Consider the following 13,398-nt stretch of genomic DNA (forward strand, 5'->3'; position numbering starts at 1 on the left):
AAACAGCCTAGAAATCTTATGTTTAAGATTTCTAGGCTGTTTTTTTAGTTTTGATTTTAAAATTTGCCGACTGACAGGTAAGCTTTCTTAAGTTTACCGCCATTAAGGCGATACCTAACTCATTTCTCACAGCGTCTTTGCCACGGACAGACATCCGTGTGAAACCTAAATTAGCCTTCAAGTTTCCAAAAGTTGTCTCGACATCGATTTTGCGTTGCGCATATCGACGACGACCTTCCGGACTTGAAAGCAACTTGTTTGCCTGAGCTTTGAAATACTCTAGGTTCATATTTTTTCGAATCTGCTTTGGACGAGAAGATGTAGAACTTTTACACAGTGTCATTAATGGACAGTCTTCACATGATTCAGATTCATAAATTTTATAGACTCTCTGGTGACCATATTTATCTGTTTGAGTTGTATGATGATTTAAATATAAGCGACGATTATTTGGACATATATAATAATCATCAAGTTCATCGTATGGCCAATGATTTGGATGCATCTCATCTGATTTAAACTTCCGTTTTTGTTCTCTGTGATATGTATTGTACGGAATCAAAGCCTGTCTCTCATATTTATCAGCGATGCATTCATAGTTTGATTCACTCCCATATCCCGCATCTGCGACAATGTATTGGGGTAAATGTTCAAATGTATGTGCCATTGTATAAAGAAACGGATCAAGTGTTCGCGTATCTGTTGGGTTCCAAAAAATATCGTAACCTAGGACATACTGCTGATTTGTTGCGATCTGTAAATTGTACCCTGCCTTGAGTTGTCCATTCTGCATGTGATCCTCTTTCATACGCATAAACGTCGCATCTGTATCTGTCTTCGAATAACTATTCCGTTCACCGATCAATGTGCGCTGTTTCTGATAAACTAATCGTCGTTCGAGATAATCTTTAAATGCTTTTTTAGAACGTCGAATTTCTGAACGTTTTTTTCGAATTTCTCTTCGTGCTACAACATCCGTTGTTCGTTTTATGTCTTGCGTATGGGATGTTTCAACTTCTGTCAGTTCGGCATGGATAACTGCGATTTCTTCTGCAGTAAGCGGAGTGTCTGACTCTCGTTCAATTTCAGGAATAATATTTGTATCTACGAGTTCATGATATTTCTTTTTTGATTTTTCGAGGAGTTGCGATTCATAACAATCAATATTTTTTCTAAACACAAATGTATACTTGTTTGCATTGGCTTCAATCTTTGTTCCATCTATAAATATTGCGTCTGAATCAATGAGACCATTTGACTCAAGTTGAACTCTAAACTGAATAAAAGCAGATTGAAGTAATGCAGCCATTTGAGGATGTACACGAAAACGATTGATTGTTCGGTAAGAAGGTGTGTGCTCTTGTGCTAACCATTTCATTCGAATACTATCGTGGAGCAGGGCTTCGATTTTTCGTCCAGAAAATATAGACTGACTATATGCACAGAGTAAGATTTTTAACATCATTTTGGGATGATAAGAAGAAGCCCCTTGATTCGTACGAAAGTTTTCAAACACAGTATTTGGGATACTTTCTACCAAGTTATGTATCGTTATTGAGATGTCATTTTCGGGGATAAGTACTTCTAAATCCATTGGCAGTGTGATTTGATTCATGTTATAATTCTTATACATAAGATTCCTCTTTTCGTGTTTGTGTAGTTACTTACATTGTATCTGAGGGTCTTATTTTTTTGTACTAATAATGTGTTGAATTCAACATAAAAAAGCGCACACTACTCCCCCAAGGAGTCTTGTGCGCTTTTTAATTTAGGATAGACTTATGTCCCAGTCCCTTAATCATTATTTTTTGATTGTATATCGTTTATGGTTTACTACTGTCTTTTCAAAATCTTCGTTTTCGTTCCAGTCCTCGTTTATTGTAATGTCGACGATGACTGAATTTTCATTGATTTTTTCAACTTTACCAAGCATGCCATCGAACTCAACAATATCTCCGATTTCTGCTGGTACAATTTCTACTTCGTCTTTGTTCTTACTCATCGTAACCCCTCCAAATAATCATTATACTATTATACAATTTTCAACTATTTTTCTCAATAGAAGTGTGTATACAACGTTTTTCTCGCTTGTTTTCTTATGTTTTTTGCTGTTGATAAACTCACCCCTAAATGTTTGGCGATCTCAACGAGTGCATATCCATCAATCGTCATAAGTAGCCATGCATATTCTCGCTCAGTTAGTTTTTCTTTTACACCGATTAAATACAAATTCGCATCGATAGAATCGATAGGGATCGTATGTAGAACTCCATCTTCTGTCACTTGATATCGCTCTAATCGACGTGCATTTTTTCGAATTTCATCGATTAAACGTTGATAAATCATCGTGTAGACAAATTGTGATTCTTTACATTTGGACTCGTCGTGCTTGTTTAACGCTTCGTAAACCGCTAATCGGCCAATTTGCATATACTCATCTCGGTCATATAAAATATTCAGCCTGTTAATAATTGAAGCAATCATCGGTTCATACGATATAATCTTTTCCATTGTGACTCCTGTAAGAATCGATTCTTAAATTATTTCCGGATATGTGTAATGTACCGGGTTTTTAATCGTTCAAACAGGCGTCTTAATTAACAAAAGTTAACCTTAACTATAATAATAGTTAACAATGTAATGTATTTAAACATGAAATGATGTATAATTCGTTCTAATACTATAATTTATATGAAAGAGGACTTCCTATGAAAGGATTACCATATTTTACAAGAGACGTTAAATATATAGAACCGATTTATGATCCAACTTATATGTGTCAAGCAGTATCAGATTCTGGTATCGTTCAATATAAGAAATCGTCGGAAAACTGGTTAAATGAGTATTTAACATATTTTTATGCGACGAATCTATCTGCAATACGTAAACATGTTCAATTGAATTTCAACATCCATCGTATGATACCGATTTGTGTGGATCTCGAATATCAATTTATTATGTTTCCGTTAAATTCAAATAAAAATAAGAACGTGTATTTTATTAATTTGGCTAAAGTATATCGGTGTATAAAACGTGAAAGTGGTACGACGATTGAGTTTATATGTGGAGATACGTTAGATGTCGAAATTTCATATAACCAATGTGAAAGTCAGTATGTAAAAGCGACGCAAATATATGACAGGTACGTGAAGTTTAGACATTTTAGAAGAAGATATTTAAGCGCAGAAACTAAAAAAACAATGTATAATATAAACTAATGACATGATGCGAAAAGAGGGATTGTATGGAAATTAAAGTCAAAGTTAAAGATAGTACGCATCAATTACAAATTTTTAAATATAAATTATCACTTGATCAAAAAGTAAGAGATTTGATTGCGTTGTTAACAGACGATTTACCATATTTAACACATGAAGTATCTAAGCTAACATATGGTGAGTATTCGTATAGCGAATTGTATGAAATGAAGTTAAATAAGTTGTTCGATGCTTTAAATAAAGCGAAGTTATCGTCAGATGATTTAACGCTAGAACTCTCAATTTTAGAAAGTAAAGATAAAAATATCGCACACTTAGATTTAGACTATACACAGTTTATTAAAATGTCAGATTTATATATCGATATTAAAAAAACATACCGTGTACCGAACAGTACGATCTTTTATATCCAACAAAATGGAGAGCAGTACGTCATTCGTAAAGAAGAAAACCATTTAGAGTTTTATAGTTTTAGACAACAATTTGACGAAGCGTTTAAAGAAGACGATAGACTCCCATTTTTTGCGATTGAGTATAAATCAAAAGATGAAATGTCTCAAAAAGACATTCATTGGATTAAAAAATATCGATATCCTAAAAAAGAAAAAGAAAATCCATTTATCCATATCGAAGTCGCTAGAATATCACAAAGTATATTAGACGATATTACACGACTGATTCATAGGTTATACACGATTATTGGGCGTTTTGAACGCGGAAAAGTTCCATTTACTGAGGTCGATAAATTGCCAACGTATATAGAACAAGATGGAAAAGTTACGATTGGTTACGTTCCGATTCTACAACTCGAACGTATTTTACAACAAAAAAAGAGCCCGAATAATTAAGAAAAAAGTTTAAAAATCATGTATGATATAGATAAGACTGAAAGTAGTGAAAGACATGATTAAAAGGGTAGTACATTTACTTGAAATTCCGTTTGTAAATACGACACATGAACAGTTTGTAGACGAACTAAAGAGACGTCTTGAGCAAAAAGAAAAGACGTTCGTCGTAACAGCAAACCCAGGAATTTTAATGAAAACAAAAGAAGATAACGAATTTCAACATGTCGTTAAACGTGCGGATTATGTCACGCCGGATGGTATCGGAGTTGTATTACTTTCAAAGTTAAAAAGACGTCCGCTAAAAGAGCGAATTACCGGGTTTGATTTAACGGTCGATTTACTGCAATATGCCGATGACGAAAATTTAAGTGTGTATTTACTCGGTGCAAAAGAGTCTGTCAATAAAGAGGCGGCAAGACAAATTCAATCGACTTATCCGAATTTAAATATTGTCGGCAGACATCACGGATATATCGATATTGATGATGAAAAAATTCATGATGAGATTTATGAACAGTCACCAGATATCGTATTCGTCGCGCTCGGTGCACCAAAGCAAGAATTATTCATCGATCGTCATATTAAAAATGCACAAAAAGGGCTATTCATCGGTGTTGGTGGAAGTTTAGACGTCCATGCGAAAGCAGTGAAACGTGCGCCAGATATTTGGATTAAATTAAACTTAGAATGGTTGTACCGCATGATTAAACAACCAGAACGCATTAAAAGAAATATTAAAGTGTTTAGTTTTATGATAAAAACACTACTAAAAAATGATTAAACGTTAAGGAAGATTCTATGTCAAAACGTAATGTATCAAGTAAAGATTTTATATTATTAGCGAGTATATTAATTGGTGGAATAGTTGCGTCGTTATTTACGTTGTTTTTTATTGATAATCAGTACAACGCGACTGCTGAATTTAACGTGCATACGGAAGAATCAGTAGATCCAGGAATTTATGAGGCGATTATTAAATCTGATAAAGTCGTTACAAAACTAAAAGAACAAGAGAACATTACGCTTCCTGTTCAAAAATTAAAAGAGAAGATTACTGTCACGTATAACGAAGATTCAGATACTTTAAAAGTTTCGGTAAGTTTAGACAATAGACGTCACTCAATACTTGTAACAGAGCAGCTTGCACAAATTGCGACTGATGAAATAGAAACATTTGTACAAGGGAGTACAGTGGAGTATGTGACAGCTCCAGATGACGGTGTAGTAGAAGACAAGTCACATAAAGTTAAATTAATCTACGTTATTGTTGGGCTTATTATTGGATATTTTGTTGGTACGTTAATTGACACATTTCAAAAACCACGTGTCGGCAAACGTAAATCAGCGGAATCAGATTATACGGTACTTGGTTCGATACCAAAATATTAGTGTAAGTGAGTGATAATATATGTTAGATAATAGAAGACATATCGTAGTGAATGAGCCAGAAAGTGATGTCGCTTTAAAATATTTTAATATCGCAGACCGTATTAAATATTACACACAAAACAAGCAACGAGTGTTATTATTTGCATCTGAATATCAAAAAGAAGGGGTTACGACAATCGCAACTAACGTTGCGATCGCTTTAGCACGTAGGGGCGCGAATGTCGTATATCTAGATGCAAATTTAGACGACCCGACAATTCACGACACATTTCACGTTCAATTAAGAAGCGGTATTACAGATGCGATAGCGACTGACAAAAGCATACTATCAGTGACGTATGACACACCAGTATATGGACTTTCTATGATTCATGTTGGGCTACAAACGTCGATTGGCAACGAAGTCTTTTTATCGAGTAAATTTAAATATATCATTGGCACGTTAAGAAATAAATTTGATTATTGTATTATTGATGCTGGCATGAGAATGTATGACGCGGCGAATGTCGATGCAACAAAAGAAGCAATCGATGCGGCGGTGATTGTAAAAAATAAGGAACGTCATATCGTTCAGTCAAACGAACTGGCTTCAAGACTAGAAGAAAGTGGCATAGAGATTTTAGGTGTCGTCAATAATTTTGATGAAAGTTAAAGGTGAATATGTATGAGTCGATTTACAAATTATTTCTCTAAACATGTGAGAGAACGATTTACAAAAGAAATTGAACTCATCGGTATTAATAGAAGAGGGGGCGACTTTATATTTACTTATAAAGTCCTCCCGTTTATTAATATACGTGTGATTTCAAATTATAATGCGACTGTTTTAATCGATGAAATAGAACACGCAGTTCCATGCGAGTATAATGACGATTTAATTACAGTACGTGTGTCTGAAGCGTATTTTAATGATGAGCCAGACAATCTATCCGTTCAGTTATATTCGTTTAACGAGAAGATGCGTATTAAACGTAGTAAGGATTTTAAAATACGTACTCAATATTTTGTGAACAATAAACTATATAACATTAAAGTAAAAAGAGATGTACATATTTCTAAACGATATATGACGTTAAACTTTACTGATGAAACACAACTTGTAAATGACGCGAACGTATTAAAAGATTCTTTAGTGTTAACGTTTAATACGAAAGTGGACAAAGATTCTGTACTCTTTTTAAGTTATATTCATAAGTTCGTAGAAATACCGACGACGTTAGTTGATGATTATACGTTAAAAGTAACGGGGCTAGAACAACTTACAAACGGTGAAGCGGTATTTTATATCGCTCAAAAAGAAGATGTTTATTTATTAAAAGGCAAATTAAAAGAACAAGAACTTTTTACTGAATATTATTCGTACACACTTAAGACAGAGCCGGAGTTAACGCTTGAAGTTAAAGAGCATGTGATCGTGCTCGAATCATTTTACGTGAGTGAAATAAAAGATAACGTCGTCACAGTCAATATTCAATTAGAAAAAGATATATTAATCAATCAACCGAAATTAAGTATCTTTAACCCGAGGCTTGATACGTCGGTGGATATCGATTTAACAGATCAATTACGATGTGATATACCAATTGGAGTGCTGATTGACGGATTTACAAATAAAAAAATCAACTTTATAAATGATGGTATCGTGTATCAACTTGATATTCGATATGCAAAAATTACCGATGATATGGTCGGTAAACATCTTCATGACAATGAGTATCTCAATACTCATTTTTATAGAAGAAAAGACAACTACTTAGGTTTTAAAGTATCTCGTCCACGTATAAGAAGACGTATGACATCTATTAAAGACTTTACGTTTAAAGGTTTTATGAAGGGGAGAGAGTCGTTCTCTAATGCTGAGAACGTCATTATATTTGAAGATCGTATCAGTCAAAAAACTGTCGAATATCCAGTAGACGATAAATTTAAAATAAAAGTAGTACCTGAAGATATCATCAATTTGATGAGTCGTGGTAAGACAGTGATTGATATTTACGTCGGTATGAGAAATGAAGACGGCGACATCATCGCAAGGGAAAAAATCCCATACAAACATTCAGATTATAAAAAAGATAATTTTTACGATTTAAAAATTGTCCAAGAAAAAGACCGAGAAGTTTATTTACTCGTGACGACAACACCATTTAACAATTTAAAAATCGAAACATTTGTTGTACCAAAATCAGTCAACACGAATGTCACGCGAGACAACAATATATGGTTACTCGGAGAACGTACAGATACTGCACAAGAAAATGGATATGCATTGTTTAAATATTTACAAGACAAACAAGTCGAAGCGTACTACGTGATAGACGGAGAATCTAAAGATTATGAAAAGATAAAAGACGAAGAAAACGTACTCGTTTTTGGTAGTGAAGCACACTATGATATTAGTTTAAGAGCAGGGGTATTACTATGTACGCACGATTTTGAAAATATTTTACCGTACAAACCAGCGAAAGAATTCTTTAACTATGGTGATACTTTTAAAGTGTTTCTACAGCACGGTGTACTCGGTAGAAAACCAGCTGAATATCATAAAAAATACTATGAGGATCCGTTTGATATATTTATCGTATCGAGTTCAAGTGAGAAGTACGACGTCGTCGTTGAAGAGATGGGATACGATGAAGATGAAGTCATCGTTACAGGTCTTGCACGATTTGACCAATTACCGATTGGCAAAAAAGGGAAAGACATATTACTTATGCCGACGTGGCGTGACTGGATTAACACTGACGAACGATTTTTAAACAGTGAGTATTATCACCGTTATAAAAATTTAATCGAAAACGAACGCCTTCATGAAGTACTAAAAAAATATAACGTCAAATTAAATTTCTACCCGCATTATCGTGCACAGCAGTTCTTTACAAAAGAGCATATTGAAGCGACAGATAACATTGAATTTATTACGCTAGGAGAACGTACTGTACAAGATTTACTCATTGAACATGCGTTACTCATTACAGATTTTAGTAGTGTAAGTTTTGACTTTACAATGATGAAAAAACCAGTAATATACTATCACTTCGACGAAGATCGATTCTTTAATAGAGGGATATTACGACCTGTAAATGAAACATTTTTAGGAGATATCGCGGAAACAGAAGAACTTCTGATTAGCTATATCGAAGATTCGATTAAACATAACTATGAAAATAAAGTAAAAGATATTAGTGGCATTATTAAATATCAAGATCAACATAACTGTGAACGTATATATGAAGCGGTGGAACGAAAAAAACTCTAACATTTTTGTTAGAGTTTTTTTATTACAACTGTTTAATCATATCGATATGTGGGATGTTTGCGTCTAAATATTCATCGGAAAAATTTTCATAGCCGAGTTTGTTATAAAATTTAATCGCGTGAGTTTGTGCACCAAGTTTTGCCCATACGTAACCTTGTTGTCTCGCATGAATATGAACGAACGTCATTAAGTTATGTCCGAATCCGAGCTTTCTATATTCTTTTAAAACAGCCATTCTTTCGACTTTAATTGTAGAATCATCAAGCACTCGGTAACGTACTGTACCGGCTGGTTCATCGTTAAATAGTAAAATGATATGAACGCTTTCTTCTTCGTACTCATCTAATTCTAAATCAGCTGGAACACCTTGTTCTTCTACAAATACTTTATTTCTAATATCCACGCAATCATCGTAGTATTTCTTATCATCTGTAATATATATATTCATAATAGACACTCCTAAAAAAATAATGACTAGGCAGTACCTAGTCATTATATAACACTATTCATAATTCTCTCTATCATCACGCTCAGGTGGGAAGTATTCATCTCTAGGATTTGTCCCTGGATTGTAATAATAATCGTCATCATTTGACTCATCTAAATATTCTTCTTCTGTTGGTTCAGTGTAGTCTTGTCCGTCAGGTTGACTAACATCTGTGTCGCCTTCATTGTCTTCATAGTTTTCTAATTGTTCTTTTGGAATGTTAAAGCCGTCACCATACTTACTTTTATATGCTGGATCGGCAAAAAACGGTATGTCTTCACCTTCAAGTTTATAATTGTTAATAATATCCTCACCGATTAAAACTGTTGGGTTTAGCCAGTAGGACAGGCGAATATTTGCGAAGTCATTTACGTCTGGTGCTTTTAAATCAAGAATCTCTCGTAACGTTCGACTTAATACAAATAAATGCTCTTCACTTGGTTTGTAGTAATACGCACCAGTATATCCAATATAATCTTCACCGAGAACTCTTGTCTGTTCAAAATCAATATCGTTACTTGCAAAATATTTTGCTAGTTTTGTGATGTCTTGCATTGTAAAGTTATGAGTCACGTTTTTTGAAACGACGTCGACGAGGTCATCTATTTTTGTAATTGCTCCTGTAGACTTTGAGCGATTCATAATTGCCTGAATCATTTGCATTTGTCGTTCTCCACGACCAAAGTCTGAGTCCACTCGGCGACTTCTAACTACCGCAAGCGCCTCTTCACCTGTTAACATTCGTTTTCCTTTTTTTACTTTTATTTTACCTGAGTCATCTTGGTTTGGTTCTTCCATATCAAATGGAACATCGAACTCAACACCACCAAGTGTATTTACAATATCAACTACGGAATCAAAGTTTACACGAATGTAAAAGTCAACAGGAACGTTTAATAAGTTTTCCACTGAATCGACAGCTCCTTCAATTCCACCGAGCGCATGTGCGTGGTTGATTTTGTCGAATGCTTGTTCATCACTAATTAGACTTAGCGTATCGCGAGGGATGTTGATCATTTTAATGACGTTACCTTCACGGTCAAACGTAGCTAATATCATCGTATCCGTTCTAAATTCATCTCTTTTTAATTGTTCTTTTTTAGCACGTTTTTCGTTTTCGTCAATTCCTAATATTAGTACTGTAAAACTATCTTCGATATCTACTTCTTCACCATCTTCACGAAGTTTCGACTTATCCTCTAATCCGGAAAATGAAGAGTTTACTCCTTTGTTGACTGTATAGTATATATAACCACCATAAGCGGCCCCAGCAATGCCGAGTACTAAAAGTATGACGAAAATAATTTTAAGGAATTTTTTCATAGTAATCTCCGAACTTCAAAATAATATAATAACCTTTATTGTAACATTGATAAAAGAGTATTTGTATTATTTTGGTTGTTATAATCATTCCAAAGATCTTTAAATTGACGTATTTCTTCCGCAGAGAAGTCATCATTTTTAATCATTTCAAGAATTTCATCTGTGCTATATGCGATATTTGTCGTGACGAGAGATTCATAATCATCTATTAACCCTTTTGTATTCGTATACTCATCTAAATCATAAGGATAATAGATAACTGGACGCATAAGGTTCGCAAATTCAAAGCCGACAGAAGAGTAGTCTGTAATTAAAATATCAGTCACACTTAACACTTCTTCTAACGAAAATCCGTCAGTGAGATCGATCACACCTTTAATATCAGTGTCTAACTGAACAGTAGGGTGTAGTCTTAACGCGATTCTATAATTGCTCGGTAACTGTTGACTCATTTTAGAGATGTCGAGTGGTATATCAGAAATATTAAACTGATTTTCTCGATACGTCGGCGCATACGTTACAACGATAACTTCGTCGTCTAAATTTAAGCGACTTCGAACATTATCTCGAGTCGATTGAATATTCGACTGTTCTCTATAAAAATCAAGACGTGGCATCGCTGCTTTTATGATTTTTTTATCATCAATAGAAAACGTCTGTTTAAAAATATCTGCCATACGTTTAGATCCAGCGACATAATAATCCACATTTTGATACGTTTTTTTAAACCGAGTTTTTGCACAGTCTGGACGGTGTTTAAATGACTCATCCATTAACCCAAACGCCTTTACAGCACCAACCGCATGCCACGTTTGAAATACTTTAACATAAGGTTTTAATGTAGACATACCACCAATTACAGGGAAATGATTATCGACAATAATATTTTTTGCACGACCAATTTCATATAATTCTTTTACGCTTAAACTACTATGTGTATACACTTTAACGTTATCAAACGTTTTAAAATCATACTGACGCGATGAAAAAATAATCACTTCATCGTAAAGACGCATCTTCGGATGACGAATAATATAATCGATATTATCGCCAAAAGAAGTTAAAATAACGACAGAGTTTTTAACAGGTAATACGCGCATCAATAAAAAGAAACGTGAGACAAAAAAATTGTACACACGTATAAAAAGTTCTTTAATCATTTTGATTCAGATCTTTCTTAATTTTAGTTGTTGAGACACCCTCGGTTCTCGGTAAGTATACAACTTCACATAAATCATTTAAAAAGTCGAATTCACCTTCCCAGTCATGACCCATTACGAATGTGTCAATGTTGTGATTTTTTACGTCATCACGTTTTTGATCCCAACTATTTTCTGGAATTACCTCATCGACATATTTAATCGCTTCTAAAATAAGTTTACGATCTTCATATGAGTGATATGCTTCTTTATGTTTTAAGCTATTGAAGCTATCTGTAGATAAGCCGACAACTAGATAATCTCCCATCTCTTTCGCACGTTTTAAAATATTGATATGTCCAACATGTAATAAGTCAAAAGTTCCATATGTTATAATCTTTTTCATTGGATTTCACCTTAATATTTATTTCTATCTTTTCAGTCTATACCAAAACTGTACAAAATACGATTGTTATAGTATATTACTTTACGCATTTTGACAAAACTTCGGTATAATATAGTCTATATATTATAATTAATGAAGAAAGAAAGTAGATTTAAATGAAATTTTTAAAGTCGTTTTGGTTAAATATATACAAGTTTATCTTTTTTACTGCAGGTCTAATTCTACCTAAAAATAAAAAGAGAATTATGTTCGAAAGTTTTTTAGGAAGGCAATTCAGTGATAATCCTCGTGCATTATATGAATATATGAAAATGCATTATAGCGAATACGAACTTATTTGGAGTGCAGATAAGCGTCACGTAAAAACATTCGAAGAAAGTGGTGTGCCGTATTTTAAGAGGTTTTCGTTAAAGTGGTTAATCGCAATGAATACATCACATATATGGGTTTCAAATAGTAGATTACCTTTATGGATTCCTAAGCCAAGATCTACAAAGTATTTACAAACATGGCATGGTACGCCGTTAAAGCGTCTAGCATTAGATATGGATGAAGTACTTATGGCTGATACAGACACAGAAAGATATAAGAAAAACTTTACTAAAGAATCTAGTAAATGGGATTATTTAATATCTCCGAATCCATATTCAACAGAAATATTTAAACGCGCATTTAACTTTAATAAAGATATGTTAGAGACGGGATATCCTAGAAATGATTACTTAGTCAACTTTAATAATCCAGATTATATTCATAAACTCAAAGTCGAACTTGGAATTAAACGCGGCAAAAAAGTAATTCTTTATGCACCAACGTGGAGAGATAATGAATATCATGAGCGTGGACGTTATAAATTTGACATCCAACTAGATTTAGAACGAATGCAAAAAGAATTAGGCAATGATTATATAATTTTACTACGCATGCATTACTTAATTGCTGAGAATATAGATGTAGAAAAATACAATGGGTTCGTGTTAGATTTTTCAAGTTATGAAGATATTCGTGATCTATACTTAGTATCGGATATGTTAATTACCGACTATTCTTCTGTGTTTTTTGATTATGCAATTTTAAACCGTCCGATGATGTTCTTTACGTATGACATTGACAGTTACCGTGATGTAGTTAGAGGATTTTATTTTGATTTTGAACAAAAAGCACCAGGTCCTTTATTGTACAATACTGATGAAGTTATAAACGCTATACAGAATATTGAGTCACAAGATTATTCTGTCGTTCGACAAGAGTTTAGAGAAAAGTTTTGCGCATTAGAAGACGGAAAAGCGTCTGAACGTGTAATGAAAAGTATTTTACGGTAATTATTGAAAG

Annotated in this window: 13 protein-coding genes and 1 pseudogene; 7 read left to right on the plus strand and 7 right to left on the minus strand. The window is 33.7% G+C overall.

What is annotated here, in order from left to right:
• Positions 1–31 precede the first annotated feature (31 nt).
• The 3 genes from CJ229_RS08600 to CJ229_RS08610 all read right to left on the minus strand — a co-directional run bounded on the left by CJ229_RS08600 (position 32) and on the right by CJ229_RS08610 (position 2,511).
• The gene (locus CJ229_RS08600) at positions 32–1,633 is read right to left on the minus strand and encodes an IS1182 family transposase (RefSeq protein WP_317846575.1); all 1,602 of its coding nucleotides are present in this window, start codon (positions 1,631–1,633) and stop codon (positions 32–34) included.
• Positions 1,634–1,801: 168 nt separating this feature from the next.
• Entirely contained in the window at positions 1,802–1,975 is a 174-nt protein-coding gene (locus CJ229_RS08605; protein ID WP_102167279.1) for a DUF2187 family protein, read from the minus strand.
• An 80-nt stretch (positions 1,976–2,055) separates the two neighbouring features.
• Complete coding sequence (locus CJ229_RS08610) at positions 2,056–2,511, minus strand: sigma-70 family RNA polymerase sigma factor (protein ID WP_070623287.1); 456 nt, start codon at positions 2,509–2,511, stop codon at positions 2,056–2,058.
• 197 nt (positions 2,512–2,708) lie between these two features.
• Here CJ229_RS08610 and CJ229_RS08615 point away from each other — a divergent pair, with 197 nt between their 5' ends.
• The 6 genes from CJ229_RS08615 to CJ229_RS08640 are packed head-to-tail and all read left to right on the plus strand — an operon-like array spanning position 2,709 to position 8,711.
• Positions 2,709–3,218: a competence protein ComK gene (locus tag CJ229_RS08615; protein WP_102167220.1), complete on the plus strand. Its 510-nt coding sequence runs from the start codon at positions 2,709–2,711 to the stop codon at positions 3,216–3,218.
• Between the two features lie 26 nt (positions 3,219–3,244).
• Complete coding sequence (locus CJ229_RS08620; RefSeq protein WP_068127922.1) at positions 3,245–4,066, plus strand: hypothetical protein; 822 nt, start codon at positions 3,245–3,247, stop codon at positions 4,064–4,066.
• Between the two features lie 55 nt (positions 4,067–4,121).
• Positions 4,122–4,847, plus strand: coding sequence for a WecB/TagA/CpsF family glycosyltransferase (locus tag CJ229_RS08625; protein WP_257993682.1), 726 nt, complete (start codon positions 4,122–4,124; stop codon positions 4,845–4,847).
• Positions 4,848–4,864: 17 nt separating this feature from the next.
• Complete coding sequence (locus tag CJ229_RS08630; protein ID WP_102167222.1) at positions 4,865–5,455, plus strand: YveK family protein; 591 nt, start codon at positions 4,865–4,867, stop codon at positions 5,453–5,455.
• 19 nt (positions 5,456–5,474) lie between these two features.
• On the plus strand, positions 5,475–6,107 hold the full coding sequence (locus CJ229_RS08635) for a tyrosine-protein kinase family protein (protein ID WP_070623302.1): 633 nt from the start codon (positions 5,475–5,477) through the stop codon (positions 6,105–6,107).
• 12 nt (positions 6,108–6,119) lie between these two features.
• A complete protein-coding gene (locus tag CJ229_RS08640; RefSeq protein WP_102167223.1) occupies positions 6,120–8,711 on the plus strand; it encodes a CDP-glycerol glycerophosphotransferase family protein in 2,592 nt (863 codons plus the stop codon).
• Between the two features lie 22 nt (positions 8,712–8,733).
• Here CJ229_RS08640 and CJ229_RS08645 read toward each other — a convergent pair whose 3' ends face one another.
• Genes CJ229_RS08645 through tagD form a run of 4 tightly spaced genes read right to left on the minus strand, consistent with a single transcriptional unit; the run spans position 8,734 to position 12,066 of the window.
• Positions 8,734–9,159: a GNAT family N-acetyltransferase gene (locus tag CJ229_RS08645; protein ID WP_102167224.1), complete on the minus strand. Its 426-nt coding sequence runs from the start codon at positions 9,157–9,159 to the stop codon at positions 8,734–8,736.
• Positions 9,160–9,213: 54 nt separating this feature from the next.
• Positions 9,214–10,521 (minus strand): LCP family protein, encoded by a 1,308-nt coding sequence (locus CJ229_RS08650; RefSeq protein WP_317846576.1) that lies wholly within the window; start codon positions 10,519–10,521, stop codon positions 9,214–9,216.
• Between the two features lie 35 nt (positions 10,522–10,556).
• Positions 10,557–11,681: a CDP-glycerol glycerophosphotransferase family protein gene (locus CJ229_RS08655; RefSeq protein WP_102167226.1), complete on the minus strand. Its 1,125-nt coding sequence runs from the start codon at positions 11,679–11,681 to the stop codon at positions 10,557–10,559.
• Complete coding sequence (gene tagD / locus CJ229_RS08660; protein WP_102167227.1) at positions 11,674–12,066, minus strand: glycerol-3-phosphate cytidylyltransferase; 393 nt, start codon at positions 12,064–12,066, stop codon at positions 11,674–11,676. The genes CJ229_RS08655 and tagD overlap by 8 nt, the downstream gene beginning before the upstream one ends.
• Positions 12,067–12,254: 188 nt before the next feature.
• On the opposite strand from tagD, the pseudogene CJ229_RS08665 reads away from it, so the two are divergent.
• Positions 12,255–13,388 (plus strand): annotated as a pseudogene (locus CJ229_RS08665) (CDP-glycerol glycerophosphotransferase family protein); the annotation flags it as partial.
• Between the last annotated feature and the right edge of the window lie 10 nt (positions 13,389–13,398).

It is taken from the genome of Nosocomiicoccus massiliensis (assembly GCF_002871345.2).
GTDB classification, from domain to species: domain Bacteria; phylum Bacillota; class Bacilli; order Staphylococcales; family Salinicoccaceae; genus Nosocomiicoccus; species Nosocomiicoccus ampullae_A.